This window comes from Deinococcus murrayi DSM 11303, assembly GCF_000482805.1.
In the GTDB taxonomy this organism is placed as follows: domain Bacteria; phylum Deinococcota; class Deinococci; order Deinococcales; family Deinococcaceae; genus Deinococcus; species Deinococcus murrayi.
In genome coordinates this window covers 77,035-92,023 of sequence record NZ_KI519501.1, presented here as the reverse complement: position 1 = coordinate 92,023, position 14,989 = coordinate 77,035, and the positions used below count along the sequence as shown (strand labels likewise).

The following is a 14,989-nucleotide window of genomic DNA, read 5'->3' as shown; positions in this document are numbered from 1 at the left end:
CCCCGCGCCGTGCTACACCGGCCCCATGCGCCGCCCGCCCCGCCGTGCCCTCGCTCTGGCTCTCGCCCTGCTGAACAGCCCCGCTTGCGCCGCGCTTGCCGCGCCGGACCTCTTCATCGCCTACCCGCCGCCGGGGCACCGGGTCGCTTTCGATCACGTGCTGTTAGAGGGGAGCGTGCCCGCCGGGGCCACCCTGCGGATTGACGGGCGTGCGGCGGAGGTGGGGCCAGACGGCCTCTTCATCCTGTGGTGGCCGCTGCGGGTGGGCACCCAGGACCTCCAGCTCACCGCTGCCCTGCGCGGGCAGACGGTCACGCGGACGCTGCGGGTCACGCGGGTGGTGCGGGGGGTCCTCCCGGCCACGCCGACCGTCATCGACCCCGCCAGCGTGCAACCCGCCCAGCACCACGCCCTGTGGGACCCCGCCGGGGACAGCGACGCCGAGCGGACGGTCCCGGTCGCCTTGCGGGGGTCGCCGGGGGGCCGGGCGAGCGTGCGGGTGGGGGCGGGGCCCGCCCAAGCGCTGCGCGAGGTCGCGCCGGGCGAGTACCGGGGCGGGTATGTCCTGTCCCCCGCAGCGGCGCTCGCGGACGCGCCCGTCACCGTCAGTCTGACTGGGCGGGATGGGCGCACCGTCAGCCGCCCCGCGCCGGGCCGGGTCTCCAGCGTGCCCGGCGCGTCCCCCCAGCTCGCCGTGCAGCGCCCCGGCACCGTGCCCGGCCTCGCCCTCAATGCGGCGACGACCCTGCTCACGACCCTCTCCGGCGAGCCGCTGCTCTTTCCCCGCGACGGCATGACCTTCCGGGCGGTGGGTCGGGTCGGGGACGACCTGCGGGTACGCCTCGCGCCGGGGCAGAGCGCATTGGTGGCGGCGGCGCAGGTAGAGCTGCGGCCCGGTGCCCTCCCGCCCGTTCTCGCCGGGGGGCTGCGGGTGGAGGGGCTGGCTCCGGCCCCCGCCGCGACCGCCGCCGTCCCCGCTCTCCCCCTCGCCGCCGCGCTTCCGGCGCTCCCCCCGGTGGCGGCCCCCACCTCGCCCACGGGCACGGGCGAGGTGCGCCTGCGCCTGCCCCTCGGCGGGGCGCGGGTGCCCTTTACCGTGGCGCAGAGTGGGCCGGGACAGCTCGTGCTCACCCTGTACGGGCTGGCGGCCCCGCCCCCCGCGCCGCCCCTCCCCGGCGCTGACCCCCTCCTCGCTGGGGTGGAGGTGTCAGCCCCCGCGCCCGGCGTGACCCGCCTGACCCTAAGCCTGGGGGCCGCGCAACTGTGGGGCTTTGCCGCGAACTACGAGGGGGATGACCTCGTGCTGAGCGTGCGCCGCCCGCCCGTGCTCGACCCGGCACGGCCCCTCGCCGGGCGGGTCATCGTGCTGGACCCTGGACACGGCGGCACCCAGCAGGGCGGGGCGGGGGCGCTGCGGGTCCCCGAAAAAGACCTCGTGCTGCCCGTCACCCTCCGCGCCGCCGAGCTGCTGCGGGCGCAGGGGGCCGATGTGCGCCTCACCCGCGAGGGAGACGTGACGCTGGGGCTGTACGAGCGCGGGCTGCTCGCCGAAGCCGTGGGGGCCGACCTCCTCGTTTCCGTCCACGCCAACGCCCTGCCCGACGGGCGCGACCCCCGCGGGATTCGCGGCCCGGAGGTGTTCTTCACCCACCCGCAGGCGCAGGCTCCCGCCGGGGCGATTCTGGCGGCGCTGCGCCGCACTCTTCCCGACCTGGGGCCGGGGGCGGGCCTGAAGCCGGGGGCCAACCTTGCCCTCACGCGGCCCAGCGCCCAGCCCAGCCTGCTGGTCGAGCTGGGCTACCTCACCGACCCTGACAACCTGAGGCTGCTGATGTCCCCAGCGGGCCAGGAGCGGCTGGCGGGGGCCATCGCGGCGGGGGTAGCGGACTTCTACGCGGCGCAGGCCCGTAGCCGTCAACCCTGAGAGGACCGCGCTTCCAGCCACTGGGCCGTTTCCTCGGCCCCCATCTGCCGGGCTGCCTGTGCCGCCGTGAAGCCGCCCGCGTCGCGGTGCTCTGGGTCCGCCCCGTGCGCGAGCAGCACTTCGAGCACCTCCCGCCGCCCGAACATCGCCGCGAGCATCAGGGGCGTGCGGCCATCCGGCCCGGCCCCGTCTACCCGCGCCCCGTGCGCGAGCAGCAGCTCCAGCATCGCCCGGTCGCCCCGGAAGGCGGCAGCGCCCAGCGGCGTCTGGCCCCGGTCATTAAACAGTTCGGGGTCCGCGCCGTGCGTGAGCAGCAGCCGGGCCGCCTCATGGTGGCCGTGGTAGCTCGCCAGCATCAGCAGGCTGTCGCCCCGCTGGTTGAGCAGGTTGGCGGGCAGACCGCGCTCTAAGAGGGGCCGCAGCTGCTCGGCATCCCCGAAGCGCACGAGTTCCAGCACGTCTTGCAGGAAAGCGAGCGTCTCGGCGTCGGGCACGGGCGGGGTGGGGGAGGGGTCGGACATGGGCGCAGTCTGGCGCGTGGGGGGGGCCGAGTGGAAGGGCTACACTCATTCACTATGGATTTGAAGGCTCAACTCAAAGCCGCCGTCGAACGGGCCGCCGCCGACCTCGGTGCCCCCGTCGACGCGGCGATTCAGGACACCCCCGCGGGCAAGCCCGGCGACTACGGCACCCCCGCCGCTTTCCAGATGGCCAAGGCCCTGGGGCAGAACCCCGCGCAGGTCGCGGCGCAGCTCGCGCAAAAGGTGCAGCTCCCGGCGGGCATCGCGCGGGTGGAGGCCGTCGGCCCCTTCCTGAACTTCTTCGTGGACGTGGGCGCCTTCGTCAAGGCCGTGGTCGAGACGCCTTTCGCCATGCCCGCCCGCCCCGACAAGATCGTCATTGAGCACACCTCGGTCAACCCCAACAAGGAGCTGCACGTCGGGCACCTGCGCAATGTGGTGCTGGGCGACTCGATGGCCCGCATCTTCCGGGCGGCGGGGGCGCGGGTGGAGGTCCAGAACTACATCGACGATACCGGGCGACAGGCCGCCGAAGCCCTCTTTGCCGTCTCGCACTATGGCCGCGTCTGGGACGGCGTGCAGAAGTACGACCACTGGCTGGGCGAGGGTTACGTGCGCCTCAACGCCGACCCGCAAAAGCCCGCGCTGGAGGAAGGCATCAGCGGGGTCATGCACCGCCTGGAGGCCGGGGAACTGCGGGCCGAAATCGAGCAGGTCGTCCGGGCGCACCTGGAGACCTGTTTTCGCCTCGGTGCTCGTTACGACCTGCTGAACTGGGAGTCCGACGTGGTGGGCAGCGGCTTTCTGGCGCGGGCGATGAATCTCCTGGAGGGGAGCCGCTATACCTCGCGCCCCACGGAGGGCAAATACGCGGGGGCCTTTGTGATGGACGTCTCCGAGTTCATGCCGGGGCTAGAAGAACCGCAGGTGGTCCTGCTGCGCTCGGACGGCACGGCGATGTACGCCGCCAAGGACATCGGCTACCAGTTTTGGAAGTTCGGCCTCTTCGAGGGGATGCGCTTTAAGCCCTTCATCACCGACCCCGACGGGAACACCGTCTGGACGAGCGCTCCGGACGGCGAACCCGACACCGAGCGCAGATTCGGCCACGCCGACGAGGTCATCAACGTCATCGACTCGCGGCAGGACCATCCGCAGACGGTCGTCCGAAGTGCCCTCGGCGTGGCGGGCGAGACCGAGAAAAAGGAGCGGTCGGTCCACCTCTCCTACGCCTTTGTCACCCTGGAGGGTCAGACCATCTCCGGGCGCAAGGGGATTGCGGTCAGTGCCGACGAAGCGATGGACGAGGCCGAGCGGCGGGCGCTGGCCGTCTTGCAGAGCATCAACCCGGACCTCGCGGCCAGAGAGGACGCCCGCGAGATTGCCCGGCGCATCGGCATCGGCGCGGTTCGCTTCGCCATGCTCAAGTCTGAGCCGACCCGCACCGTGGATTTCCGCTGGGAGCAGGCGCTCGCCCTCCAGGGCGACACCGCGCCCTATGTCCAGTACGCCGCCGTCCGCGCCGCCAACATCCTGCGCCGGGGTCAGGAGGCCGGGTACGCCGTCGACGGCACCGGGGCGGACTGGGATGCCCTCCCCGACGTGGACCTCACCCTCGCCAAACAGGTCGCCCGCTTGCCGGAAGTGGTGGCCCAGGCGGTCCGCATCCACTCGCCGCACGTGGTCGCCGGGTACGCCCTCGACCTCGCGACGGCCTTTAACGCCTGGTACAACGCCAAGGACAAGGCCGGAAAGCCCGCCACGAACGTTCTGCAAAGTCCCGCGGGGCTGCGCGAAGCCCGCCTTGCCCTGGTGGGCCGCTTGCGCCGCGCTTTCGAAGACACCCTGGACCTCATCGGCATCGAGATTCCGGCGGCGATGTGACCTCTGAATAGGGGTGCGGGGGGCTTGGACGATGCGTGTCAGGCCCCCCCGTGCTAACCCTCCCGCCTTAGCGCCGCAGCGCCTGCTCGGTGGCTTGCGCCTCCAGCCGCCCGAAAAAGGCGGCGAGCTGTCCGGCCACCCTGGGCGAGAAGCGGTTGGCGCCCAGGTGCGGGCCGCTGAGCTGCACGAACTGGCTGAGGCCAGGGAGGGCGCGGGACTTCAGCCGCGCCGCGTTCGTCTCTATCGGGACGACGTCGTCGTCGGGGCTGGCGACCACGAACAGGGGCAGGCGCGGGGCTTGCTCGGCCAGGGTGAGGGGACTGTGGTGTGGCTCCGGCTCCCCGCTGAGGTCATACGCCTGCGCAATCTCCGCTCGGCGGCTCAGCGCAGTGCCCCAGGCCCCCCGCAGGTCGGCCCAGGGGTCAATGAGGGCCACCCCCCCCACCGGGTAGGGGCTGCCGGGCAGGGCGCTGCGCAGCGCGAGCAGCCCGCCCATGCTCAGGCCCAGCGCGTAGGTGCGCCCATTCCAGGCGAAATGCGCTCCTGCCTCCTGGCGCAGACTGGCGACCTGCGCGAGGGCGGCGGGGCTGCCCCAGGTGCTCTCGCCGCCATCGTCGCTGAGCAGCACCGCCAGCGGCACCGCCAGCAAGGCGTCTACGAGCACATTCACCTGCGGACTCTCCAGCAGCCGCTCGGCACTCTGGCCGCGGGGGTGCGACACGACCACCAGCGCACACTCCTGGCGGTAGCACGCGGGCGGCACCCGCAGGAAAGATGGCCCGCTGACTCGCTCGAGCCGCACGGTATCAGGCTTTTTGGGGAGGGGCAGGGGGGGAGGAGGCGGAGGAGTGGCGGTGGCCGCGCCCGTCACGGCGAGGGCAGCGGCGAGGGTCGCAAGCAGGGAGAGAACGGCGCGGCGCATCAGCGGGGGCACTCTACCGTTTCGGCAGTGACCGAGTCCTGACTGGCCCCGCCCGTATCAGCGTCCAAACAGCAGCAGCCCCAGCCGTTTGCCCAGCAGCAAGCGGCCTATCAGCAGGGGCACCAGCAGCGCGACCAGGAAGCATCCCAGCGCCGTCAGCGCGAGCACGCCCGGCCCCCCGTCGGGAAAGCCCACCTGGTATTCCAGCACCTGAAGCAGCGCCGGATGAATGAGGTAAATCGGCAGGCTGACCGTGCCCAGGGTGGCAATCGCTCGCCGCAGCCAGCCGCCCGCCCGTTCCTGCCAGGCGTAGGCGGCCCCCAGCAGCGTCAGGGCCACCAGGATGGAGTAGGTCCAGTTTAGGGCGTTGTAGTGCAGCGGCACGACCGGGTCGCCGCGCAGGTTCCCGGTCGAGACGGGAATGTACAGGGCGTAGGCGACCGCCAGCGCCCCCAGCAGCCACGGCAGCCGCCCGCGCCACCACGCCGGGAACTCCTGAAGCCTGGCCCCCACTCCCAGCCCCACCAGCACGGGCAGCAGGTACCACAGCACCGTGCTCGCCGGAAAGCGCAGCGCCAGGACCTCGCGGTTGAGGAAATACGCGCCGAGCTGCGCGGCCAGCCCCAGCGCCAGCATCAGCCCGATGGCCGGGCGGCGGCGGGCCAGCGGCAGCAGCAGCGGCAGCAGGAGGTACACCTCCAGCGCCACCAAGAGGAAATACAGGTGAAAGCTCGCCTTGCCGTTGAGCAGGTAAAAGCTCCAGCGCTCCGGGTCGGTCAGCACTTCCGGCGGGCGCTGTCCGGTCGCCACGTACCACACTCCGTACAAGCCGCTCCACAACAGGTAGGGCCAGGCCCCCCGCGTCACCCGCCGGGTGAAATAGCGCCGCAGGTCGAACTTCTTGAGCAAGCTGCGGGTCAGCACCACCGCCGACAGAAAGACGAAGGCGGGCACCGCGAAATGCAAGGTGCGGTTGAGAATGAGCAGCAGCTCGTGCGCGAGCGACCCCGCCTCGGCGTGCCGCAGGGCCACGCCGCTGGTGTGGTGCGCCACGACTTCCATGATGGTCAGCCCCCGGAAGGTATCCACCGCCGTGAGGCGCGGAGCTGCCGTCGCCCCCTGCTCCAGCGGGGCGGCGGGCGCAGAACCCAGGGCAGAGGGGGCAGGCGCAGGCTCAGACATCCGGGTGCCCACTTTACCCGCCGCGTTCATGAGGGGGGTCCTGGCGTGAGTTCGCCATTCTCATAGAAACGCCGCTGGGGGAGGTGCGGCGGTCAGAAGCTCAGCGTGCAGCGGCCAGCCCCAAAGCGTGCGGCTGCTCTCCTCAGCCTCGCCCCCGCACCTCGTACCCGGCCCCCCGCAGCAACTCGGCGGCCCGCGCCACGTCCGCCGCGCTTTCCAGCCCCAGCCGCAGCGCTCCGCCCTCCTCGCGGACCGCCAGAACCTCAATGTCCTTGATGTTGACTCCAGCTTCGCCCAGCGTGCGGGCCACCGCGCCGATTTGGTTGGGGCGGTCGGGCACAGCGACGACCAAGTCGTGGCGGGGCGGCAGCAGGCTGCGGCGCACGACGGGCAGGCTGTCGCGGGTGCGCTTGCCCTCGGCAGCGGCAGCGAGGAGCTGTTCTGGGTCGGCGAGGTCGGCTTCGAGGCGGTCGAGCTGACGCCGAAAGCGCCCCAGCGCTTCCCGCAGCGCTGCTCGGTTCTCGACGACCATATCGCGGCTCATTCGGGGGTCGCCGCTCGCCACCCGCGTGAGGTCGCGAAAGCCTCCCGCCGCGAGCAAGCTCAGCCGCTCGTCCCGCGCCACCAGGTGCGTCAGGGCCAAGCTGACGAGGTAGGGCAGGTGGCTGACGGTCGCGACCAGGCTGTCGTGCGCGTCGGGGGGCATCACCACCGGCGCGGCCCCCAACCCTTCCACAAGCTGCCGGGCGCGGCTGAGGGCCGTCAGCGGGGTATGCTCGGTCGGCGTGAGGACCCACACGGCGTTTTCCAGCAGGGCGGCCCGTGCGTGCGTGACCCCGCCGCGCTCGCTGCCCGCCATTGGGTGCCCCGGCACGAAGTTCCGCACCCCCAGCGCGTCCAGCTCGGCGGCGATGCCCGCTTTGACGCTGCCCACGTCGGTCACGAGCGCCCCCGGCGACAGGAAGGGGGCCAGCTCGCGGGCCAGCAGCCCCAGCGCGCCCATCGGGGCCGCCAACACGACCAGGTCGCACCCCCGCAGCCACTCGCCGGGTGCGGCCTGCACTTCATCCACCACACCCAGCGCCTCGGCCTCGCGCAGGGTGCTGACGCTGGCGTCGTAGCCCACCACCCGCCGCGCCAGCCCCCGCGCCCGCAACCCCAGCGCCACGCTGCCCCCAATCAGCCCCACCCCCGCGACCGCCGCACGCTCGAAGGGGACCGGGGAAGACGGCTGAGAGGTGGGACCGGACATGCGCGTCACCGTAGCACGGCCCGCTCCCCTACCCCCGGCGTTTGCGGCGGCGGTAGGTCAGCAGCTCGGCGTACATCCGGGTGCGGGCACGCGCCCCCTTCCAAAAGCCGCGTTTGGTCTCCTTGAGAACCTGCCGCACTTGCTCTAGCTCGACGTAACCCCAGCGAGCGCCTGTCCGGCGCAGCCAGTCGGTGATGGGCGGCTCTGGCCAGCGCTCCTCGCCCAGGCGGGGCACCGAAAGCAGCCACTCGCGGCGGCAGGCCCGCTGCCCGCTGAGGTGGGGCGTGAGGCGGTTGCCCCAGTCGCTTGCAAAGCTGCCGCCCCCCTCGAAGACCCCAATCGCCATATCGAGGTCACCCGCCAGCACGGGGGCGAGCAGCCGCTCCAGATGCGCCCGCTGGAGGCCCACCAAGTCGGCGTCGAGCATCACCACGTATTCGGCGGTCGTGGCTTCCAGCGCCGCCTTGAGCGCCGGCCCTTTCCCCCGGTTTTCCGGCAGCTCCACAACCCGCGCCCCCGCCCCCCGCGCCACGGCGGCGGTGCGGTCGGCGCTGCCGTCGCTGGCCACAATGACCTCTGGGGTGAGGGTGAGGGCGGCCCGCACCACGCCCGCGACGGTCTCTTCCTCGTTGTACGCCGGAATCACGACTGCCACGCGGGGAGGGGAAGGGGGCGAGGACATCAGGCCGCATGGTACTCCACCCCCGGTGGGCAAGGAACGCCCCTCGCCGCAGGGGAGAGGGGCATTCGTTTGCTCACCGTCGGTGCCGCAGCATCTCGTGGCGGTGCACCACCTTGGCGCGGGGCCGGCCCTGCTGCTCGCCCTGAGCGAGTTCATGGGCGTCGAGGACCTGCCAGTCATGGAAGGTGTACACGTCGACGCCCTTGCCGCGCAGCAGGGCGTCGACGGCCTCGCGGCTCGGCTGCGCGGCGGCGGGCAGCGTTCCGGCCTGCGCGTCCGCGAGCAGCGCGGCCACCGTGTCCACGGCGTCTTTCTTGTTCGTGCCAATCACCCCGCTGGGGCCGCGCTTGATCCATCCGGCGGTGTACTCCCCAGGGCGGCCTTCTACCCGGCCCGCCACGTTCGGAATCACGCCCCGGCGCTCGTCAAAGGGCACGCCGGGCAGCGCGACCCCCCGGTACCCCACCGAGCGCAGCACCATCTGCACGGGGAGCACCTCGTACTCGCCCGTGCCGACCGCGTTGCCCGCCTCATCGAGCACGTTGCGTTCGACCTTGAGGCCGCCGACCTGCCCGGTGCCGTCGTCGAGAATCTCGACGGGCGAGACCAAAAAGCGCAGGTGCACGCGCCGTTCCTTGCCCTGGGGCGTGCGGGCGGCAAAGTCGCGCAGCACCTCCAGGTTTTTCTTGACCGTGTTGTCGGCAATCAGGGCTTCTGCCGCCTCGCTGAGCTGCACCTCGGCGGGCCGGACGATGGGGTCGGCGGCGCTCAGCTCGCCAAACTCGCGCAGTTCTTTTGTCGTGAACTTGGCCTGCGCTGGGCCGCGGCGTCCCAACACCCATACGTCGCGGACCTGGCTGCGGGCGAGCGCGGCCAGCGCGTGTTCCGCGATATCCGACCCGTGCAGTTCCTGGGCCGTCTTGACCAGAATGCGGCTCACATCGAGCGCTACGTTGCCCACGCCCACCACCGCCACGCCCTGCGCTCCCAGCACCAGCTCGCGGGCCGCCGCGTCGGGGTGGCCGTTGTACCAGGCGACGAACTCGGTCGCGCTCATGGAGCCGCGCAACTCCTCGCCGGGAATCCCCAAGCGGCGGTCAGCGCTTGCGCCCACGGTGTACACCAGGGCGTCATAGAGGCCCCGCGCTTCCTCGTGGGTGAGGTCCGTGCCAAACTCCACATTCCCCAAAAAGCGCACGCGGGGGTCAGCGAGCACCTTCTCAAAAGCCTTGGTCACGCTCTTGATGGTCAGGTGGTCGGGGGCCACCCCGTAGCGCACCAGCCCGTAGGGGGTGGGCAGGCGGTCAAACACGTCGATCTCGACGGGCAGGGCCGCCTGCTTGGTCAGCGCTTCTGCCGCGTAAATGCCGCTGGGGCCGCTGCCAATCACGGCCACCCGCAGGGGGCGGCCCAGGGACGGAGAAAAAGTCTGCTCACTCATCATGGCCGAGTGTAGCGGGGGCCGCCGCGCTGCGGCAGGCGAGCATTCCGACAGGCGAGACGGGCAAGCTCCTCCAAGACGAACGCCACCCGGTCTAAACCGGATGGCGCGGGGCTGAGGGTGCGGCGGCTTACGTGGCGGCGATGTTCGCCAGCGCCCGCTCGTCCTTGAGGGTAATCTTGCCGTATCCGGCGCTGATGACCCCCTCACGGCTGAGTTCGCCAACCACCTTGGTGACCGTCTCGCGCACCGAGCCGACAGCGGCGGCGAGTTCGTCGTGGGTGGCGTAAATCATCGTCTCGCCAGAATCGAGCCGGGTGGCCAGAGCGGTGTCCTTGAGTTCGAGCAGCTCGCCTGCGATACGTGCCCGCAGCCGCTTGCCGACCAGGCGGTAGATGCTCTCGTAGGCCCGCTCCAGCGTCTTGACCAGGTGGGTCGTCACGACGAGGTTGTCTTCGGCGCTCATCAGGGCGGGGTTAATCACGTCGACGGTGGAGTCGGTCACCGCCTCCGCGAAGTAAGCGCGGTTGACGCCCGCGAGCGCTTCCTCACCGAAGTACTCACCGGGTTTGACATAGCGCAGGGTCAGGCCGTTGCCGTCGTCGTCCATCGTGTGCACGCGCACCAGGCCGCTCGCGACCCGGTAGAGCATGTCGCTCTTGCCGGGGTAGAGAATCACGGCACCGGGCCGGTAGGTGACGGTGTCAACAAACGTCTTGGTCAGGGGGGTGGATTGCGTCATTGGGGTCGCCTCCTGGCGTTGGGGTTGAACGGAGGCCGGACCATTCCGGCTTGAGTCACAGTGTAACGGAGCATCACTTTTTTGTAAACAGTTTTGTTTCTTTAAACTGGCTTTAGCTCACACATCCTGGATAGGTCCACCCCCTCCGTGGGTGCTCGCCTGGACGCGGTTTCCCTGGGCTATCCCCGCTCGGTCCGCCTCACGGGGACCTCATCGAGTGGGCGGCCCAACGGAAAAGCCCGGCCTCTGCCGAAGCCGGGCGAGAGGAAAGGGGGCGGGGGGCTTAAAGCGCGTCCTCGCGGCGGATGGGGAAGGCGTCAATCACACGGTCGCCGGAGCCGAGGTGAATCACCTTGACGCCCTGGGCGTTGCGCCCGGTCACGCGGACCTCCTCGACGCGTGTGCGGATAACCGTGCCCTTTTCGGTGAGGACCATCAGCTCCTCGTTTCCGGCGACGTGGGTGAGGGCCACCAGGCCGCCCGTCTTGTCGGTCACGTCGAGGGTAATCACACCCAGGCCGCCGCGCCCCTTGCTGGGGTACTCGCTTACCGGGGTGCGCTTGCCCAGGCCGCATTCGCTGATGGCCAGCAGCTCGCTGCCTTCGTCACTGCTGGGAACCAGGGCCATGCTGACCACCTCGTCGCCCTCGCGCAAGCGGATGCCAATCACGCCCTGGGTGGCGCGGCCCGTGTCGCGCACCTCGGTCGCAGCAAAGCGCATCGCCTGACCGTTGCGGGTGGCCAGGACCACATGGTCGCCGTTGCGCTGAATGCCCACGCCAATCAGCTCGTCGCCGGGCTGGAGGTTGATGGCGATGAGGCCCGCCGAGGTGATGTTGCCGTACTCGGTAATCAGGGTCTTTTTAATCATGCCCCGCTTGGTCGCGAAGACGAAGCTGCCGGGTTCGTCAAAGCCCTTCACGCTGAGGACCGAAGCGATGTTCTCGTCGTCGCGCAGGGCGGGGAAGAGGTTGCGGATGTGGGTGCCCTTGGCGTCGCGGCCCGCTTCGGGAAGGTCGTAAATCTTTTCGTGGAAGACCCGCCCCTGGTCGGTGAAGAAGAGCATGTAGTCGTGTGTGCTGCCCACAAACACGCCCGTGTTGGCGTCTTCATCGCGCAGCTTGCCGCCTGACGCACCCCGGCCTCCGCGCCCCTGCGCCCGGTAGGCCGTCAGGTTGGTGCGCTTGAGGTATCCGGCCCGCGTCATGGTAATCACCATGTCCTCGACGGCGATGAGGTCTTCTTTGGAGATGTCCTCTTCGAGGTCGGTGATGGTGCTGCGCCGCTCATCGCCGTAGCGGTCACGGATGTCCCGGATTTCCTTTTTAATCTCGCGCCACAGCAGCCGCTCGTCGCCAAGGATGCCGCGCAGCCGCTGGATGGTCTTTTGCAACTCGTCGTATTCAGCGGTCAGCTTCTCGCGCTCCAGGCCGACGAGCCGTTGCAGACGCATATCCAAAATCGCCTGCGCCTGAATCTCGGTGAGGGCGAAGCGGGTCACCAGGGTATCCCGCGCCTCTGCCGCCGTGTTGCTCGCCCGGATGCGCTCGATGACCTCGTCGATATGGTCGAGCGCCCGAATCAGCCCTTCGAGGACGTGGGCGCGTTCCTCGGCCTTTTTCAGGTCGTAGGCGGTGCGCTTCGTGACCACGTCGCGGCGGTGGTCGAGGAACGCCCGCATGGTGTCAATGAGGGGCAGCACCCGCGGCTCGCCATTCACGATGCTGAGGTTCATCACCGTAAAGGTGGTCTGGAGCTGGGTGTACTTGTAAAGCTGGTTGAGGACCAGCGTGGGAATCGCGCCGCGCTTGAGTTCGATGACGATGCGCACGGGTTCCTTGCGGTCGGATTCGTCGCGCAGGGCCGCGATATCGGGAATCTTGCCCGCTTTGTACATCGCCGAGATGGTCTGAATCAGGTTGGTCTTGTTGACCTGATATGGAATCTCGGAAATCACAATCTGCGCCCGGCCATTTTTCTCGTCGATGCGGGCCTTGCCGCGCACCTTCAGGCCCGCGTGCCCGGTCGCGTAGGCCTCACGGATGCCCTGGCGGGAGATGCGTCCGCCCGTCGGGAAGTCCGGCCCCGGCACGTGCGTGAGCATCTCGTCGAGGGTGATGGCGGGGTTGTCAATCAGAGCGAGCAGCCCGTTGCTGATTTCGGTGAGGTTGTGCGGCGGGATGTTCGTCGCCATGCCCACCGCGATGCCCGCCGCCCCGTTCACCAGGAGGTTCGGCACCGCCGACGGGAGCACCGAGGGTTCCACGGTGGTCTCGTCGTAGTTGGGCTTCATGGAGACGGTCTCTTTTTCGAGGTCGGCGAGCACCTCCTCGGCGAGCTTCGTCATGCGGGCTTCGGTGTAACGCATCGCGGCGGGCGGGTCCCCGTCGATAGAGCCGAAGTTGCCCTGGGGGTCGACCAGGGTGTAGCGCATGTTCCACCACTGTCCCAGCCGCACCATCGCGTCATAGATGGAAGAGTCTCCGTGGGGGTGATACTTCTTCATGACCTCGCCCACCACCGCCGCCGACTTGGCGTGCTTTTGATTGGACGCGAGGCCCTCTTGCAACATCGCGTACATGATGCGGCGCTGCACGGGCTTCATGCCGTCGCGGACGTCGGGCAGCGCCCGGTCCACGATGACGTTCATGGCGTAGTTGATGAAGTTGGTCTTGACTTCCGCAGTGATGTCAACGGGATGGATTCCAGTCATGAGGCTCCAGTCGGGCGTGCGGCGGTCCAGAGAGGGAAGTCCGCCGCCGCGTGAGGGGCAGAGAGGCCCGGCAAGGTCGCCGGGGATGGAACGAATCTATCACATTCTGCTCTGAGCGTAATAGGCTCCCTCCCTTAACGGCCCGCATTCTACCGCAGAGGAACGGAAAAAATAGGCATCGGCAGGGGGCCTGGGTACCCCCCCACCGCACTTGTGAGAGTTTTGCGTGGAATCGCCCTCTATGCTGGGGCTGATGCTGTCTTACCTCACACAACTGGTGGCGGACGTCGACGGAGCGTGGGCCGCGGCCATCGGCGGACTGGACGGCCTGCTGGTCGAAGGCCACGCGGCGGCCCACACTGACCTGAATCTCCTCGTGGCCGAGCACGCGGGGCTGCTGCGGGCGTCCGGCGCGGCCTACGGTGACACGCTGGGGGGCGGCCACGTGCGCGAGCTGTACCTGCGCGGCGAGCGCCTCAGCGTCTACCTCCATCCCATCACCTCCGCGTTTTTCCTGCTGCTGGCGCTGGATGCCCGCAGCAACCTGGGGCAAGCCCGGCTCTATGGCCGCGCCGCCGCCCGGCAGCTGGAGGCCTTGCTGTGAGCGCCCGCTTTGAACCCCTGCGTCCCCTGCCCGGCGTGGTGGCCGCGGCCCTGGTTGGCCCCGACGGCCTGCCTGCCGAAACGCTGGGAGAAGGCGGCGACGCCCTGGCCGCCGAACTCGCCGCCCTGCGCGTGAGCCTCGACCGGGTGTGCCGCCGCCTGGGGGCGGGCGAGGTGACCCGGCTCGCCTTTACCAGCGAGCGGGTGGAGGTCGTCGCCGTGACGAGCGGCGACTTCATCCTCGGCGTCGCGCAGACCCGCGGCACCGATACCCGCGCCGCGCAGCAGCTCCTCGCCCGGCTCGCCCTGGAGCTGACGGAACTGCCCCGTCCGGAGTTCGCATGATTTCCGAACTGCTGGAGGTCCGCGGCGTTCGTCACGTCGCCCTGCTGGACGGGACGGGCAAGGTCGTCGCCAGCGCGGGCCAGGGGGCTGATATCAGCGTGGTCGCCCCCGCCCGCGCCGTCGTGGGCAGCCTAAAAACCGCCCTGGGCACCGGAGACTGGCAAGACCTGCTCCTCGACTTCGGGGACGGCCCGGTGCTGCTCACCCCCCACGGCGATGGGGTGCTGCTCACCGCCTTTGACGAGGTCGCCAGCTTGGGCCGGGTGCGCTTTGCGGTGGGGCGGCTGCTGGGCTAGCGCGGGGGCCGCCGCTGCATCAGCATCGTCCGCTTGCACCGCGCCACGACCTCGCCGCGCTGGTTGAGCGCCCGGTGCTCGACGACCACGATGCCCGCGTCCGGGCGGCTGCGGCTCTCGCGGGCTTCGAGCACTTCCGACTCGGCGCGGAGGGTGTCCCCGTGAAAGACGGGTTTGGGAAAGACCACCCCGTCTAGCCCCAGGTTGGCCACCAGCGTGCCCAGCGTCAGCTCGTGGACACTCAGGCCGACGAGCAAGCTGAGGGTCAGCAGGCTATTGACCAGCGGCTGCCCGAACTCGGTCGCGGCGGCATACTTGTGGTCGAGGTGGAGGGGCTGCGGGTTCATCGTCAGCGTGGTAAAAAACACGTTGTCGGCTTCGGTCAGCGTGCGGGTCACGCGGTGCCGAATCACGGTGCCGACGAGCAGCTCCTCGAAATAGCGGCCCTGGGGGCGCAGCAGGTCTTCATTCATGGGGCCTCC

14 protein-coding genes are annotated in these 14,989 nt (G+C 70.0%); 5 read left to right on the top strand and 9 right to left on the bottom strand.

Annotated features, from left to right (window positions below; translation table 11 throughout):
- Positions 1-25: 25 nt before the first annotated feature.
- Positions 26-1,924, top strand: a complete 1,899-nt coding sequence (locus H565_RS0109545; protein ID WP_034409130.1) for an N-acetylmuramoyl-L-alanine amidase family protein — start codon at positions 26-28, stop codon at positions 1,922-1,924.
- Here H565_RS0109545 and H565_RS0109540 read toward each other — a convergent pair.
- Positions 1,915-2,445: an ankyrin repeat domain-containing protein gene (locus tag H565_RS0109540; protein ID WP_027460819.1), complete on the bottom strand. Its 531-nt coding sequence runs from the start codon at positions 2,443-2,445 to the stop codon at positions 1,915-1,917. The two genes, H565_RS0109545 and H565_RS0109540, sit on opposite strands and share 10 nt — an antisense overlap.
- A gap of 54 nt (positions 2,446-2,499) precedes the next feature.
- Between H565_RS0109540 and H565_RS0109535 the strand changes: the two genes are divergently transcribed.
- Positions 2,500-4,329, top strand: coding sequence for an arginine--tRNA ligase (locus tag H565_RS0109535; protein WP_027460818.1), 1,830 nt, complete (start codon positions 2,500-2,502; stop codon positions 4,327-4,329).
- Between the two features lie 67 nt (positions 4,330-4,396).
- Here H565_RS0109535 and H565_RS0109530 read toward each other — a convergent pair whose 3' ends face one another.
- The 7 genes from H565_RS0109530 to gyrA form a co-directional block, all read right to left on the bottom strand.
- The gene (locus H565_RS0109530; protein ID WP_027460817.1) at positions 4,397-5,251 is read right to left on the bottom strand and encodes an alpha/beta hydrolase family protein; all 855 of its coding nucleotides are present in this window, start codon (positions 5,249-5,251) and stop codon (positions 4,397-4,399) included.
- 57 nt (positions 5,252-5,308) lie between these two features.
- The gene (locus H565_RS0109525; RefSeq protein ID WP_081851631.1) at positions 5,309-6,433 is read right to left on the bottom strand and encodes an acyltransferase; all 1,125 of its coding nucleotides are present in this window, start codon (positions 6,431-6,433) and stop codon (positions 5,309-5,311) included.
- 142 nt (positions 6,434-6,575) lie between these two features.
- Positions 6,576-7,685 carry a prephenate dehydrogenase gene (locus H565_RS0109520; RefSeq protein WP_027460815.1) on the bottom strand — a complete coding sequence of 370 codons (1,110 nt, stop codon included), beginning with the start codon at positions 7,683-7,685 and terminating at the stop codon, positions 6,576-6,578.
- A gap of 28 nt (positions 7,686-7,713) precedes the next feature.
- Positions 7,714-8,367, bottom strand: a complete 654-nt coding sequence (locus H565_RS0109515) for a glycosyltransferase family 2 protein (RefSeq protein ID WP_027460814.1) — start codon at positions 8,365-8,367, stop codon at positions 7,714-7,716.
- Between the two features lie 73 nt (positions 8,368-8,440).
- Positions 8,441-9,808 carry an FAD-dependent oxidoreductase gene (locus H565_RS0109510; RefSeq protein ID WP_027460813.1) on the bottom strand — a complete coding sequence of 456 codons (1,368 nt, stop codon included), beginning with the start codon at positions 9,806-9,808 and terminating at the stop codon, positions 8,441-8,443.
- A gap of 130 nt (positions 9,809-9,938) precedes the next feature.
- The gene (locus tag H565_RS0109505) at positions 9,939-10,550 is read right to left on the bottom strand and encodes a helix-turn-helix domain-containing protein (protein ID WP_027460812.1); all 612 of its coding nucleotides are present in this window, start codon (positions 10,548-10,550) and stop codon (positions 9,939-9,941) included.
- Between the two features lie 283 nt (positions 10,551-10,833).
- Positions 10,834-13,263 (bottom strand): DNA gyrase subunit A, encoded by a 2,430-nt coding sequence (gene gyrA / locus H565_RS0109500; protein ID WP_027460811.1) that lies wholly within the window; start codon positions 13,261-13,263, stop codon positions 10,834-10,836.
- A 253-nt stretch (positions 13,264-13,516) separates the two neighbouring features.
- Here gyrA and H565_RS0109495 point away from each other — a divergent pair, with 253 nt between their 5' ends.
- From H565_RS0109495 to H565_RS0109485, 3 genes are read left to right on the top strand one after another with little or no spacing between them, the layout of a single operon-like run.
- Entirely contained in the window at positions 13,517-13,867 is a 351-nt protein-coding gene (locus tag H565_RS0109495; protein WP_027460810.1) for a roadblock/LC7 domain-containing protein, read from the top strand.
- The gene (locus H565_RS0109490) at positions 13,864-14,211 is read left to right on the top strand and encodes a roadblock/LC7 domain-containing protein (protein WP_027460809.1); all 348 of its coding nucleotides are present in this window, start codon (positions 13,864-13,866) and stop codon (positions 14,209-14,211) included. Before H565_RS0109495 ends, H565_RS0109490 begins: the two co-directional genes overlap by 4 nt.
- A complete protein-coding gene (locus tag H565_RS0109485; protein ID WP_027460808.1) occupies positions 14,208-14,507 on the top strand; it encodes a roadblock/LC7 domain-containing protein in 300 nt (99 codons plus the stop codon). The genes H565_RS0109490 and H565_RS0109485 overlap by 4 nt, the downstream gene beginning before the upstream one ends.
- On the opposite strand, the gene H565_RS0109480 is transcribed toward H565_RS0109485, so the two are convergent.
- On the bottom strand, positions 14,504-14,980 hold the full coding sequence (locus H565_RS0109480) for a MaoC family dehydratase (protein ID WP_027460807.1): 477 nt from the start codon (positions 14,978-14,980) through the stop codon (positions 14,504-14,506). The two genes, H565_RS0109485 and H565_RS0109480, sit on opposite strands and share 4 nt — an antisense overlap.
- Positions 14,981-14,989 lie beyond the last annotated feature (9 nt).

What these genes read in the sequence shown, in the direction of transcription:
- H565_RS0109545 (WP_034409130.1), top strand. Translation starts at nt 26, where the DNA reads ATGCGCCGCCCGCCCCGCCGTGCCCTCGCTCTGGCTCTCGCCCTGCTG.
- H565_RS0109540 (WP_027460819.1), bottom strand. Translation starts at nt 2,445, where the DNA reads ATGTCCGACCCCTCCCCCACCCCGCCCGTGCCCGACGCCGAGACGCTC.
- H565_RS0109535 (WP_027460818.1), top strand. Translation starts at nt 2,500, where the DNA reads ATGGATTTGAAGGCTCAACTCAAAGCCGCCGTCGAACGGGCCGCCGCC.
- H565_RS0109530 (WP_027460817.1), bottom strand. Translation starts at nt 5,251, where the DNA reads ATGCGCCGCGCCGTTCTCTCCCTGCTTGCGACCCTCGCCGCTGCCCTC.
- H565_RS0109525 (WP_081851631.1), bottom strand. Translation starts at nt 6,433, where the DNA reads ATGTCTGAGCCTGCGCCTGCCCCCTCTGCCCTGGGTTCTGCGCCCGCC.
- H565_RS0109520 (WP_027460815.1), bottom strand. Translation starts at nt 7,685, where the DNA reads ATGTCCGGTCCCACCTCTCAGCCGTCTTCCCCGGTCCCCTTCGAGCGT.
- H565_RS0109515 (WP_027460814.1), bottom strand. Translation starts at nt 8,367, where the DNA reads ATGTCCTCGCCCCCTTCCCCTCCCCGCGTGGCAGTCGTGATTCCGGCG.
- H565_RS0109510 (WP_027460813.1), bottom strand. Translation starts at nt 9,808, where the DNA reads ATGAGTGAGCAGACTTTTTCTCCGTCCCTGGGCCGCCCCCTGCGGGTG.
- H565_RS0109505 (WP_027460812.1), bottom strand. Translation starts at nt 10,550, where the DNA reads ATGACGCAATCCACCCCCCTGACCAAGACGTTTGTTGACACCGTCACC.
- gyrA (WP_027460811.1), bottom strand. Translation starts at nt 13,263, where the DNA reads ATGACTGGAATCCATCCCGTTGACATCACTGCGGAAGTCAAGACCAAC.
- H565_RS0109495 (WP_027460810.1), top strand. Translation starts at nt 13,517, where the DNA reads ATGCTGTCTTACCTCACACAACTGGTGGCGGACGTCGACGGAGCGTGG.
- H565_RS0109485 (WP_027460808.1), top strand. Translation starts at nt 14,208, where the DNA reads ATGATTTCCGAACTGCTGGAGGTCCGCGGCGTTCGTCACGTCGCCCTG.
- H565_RS0109480 (WP_027460807.1), bottom strand. Translation starts at nt 14,980, where the DNA reads ATGAATGAAGACCTGCTGCGCCCCCAGGGCCGCTATTTCGAGGAGCTG.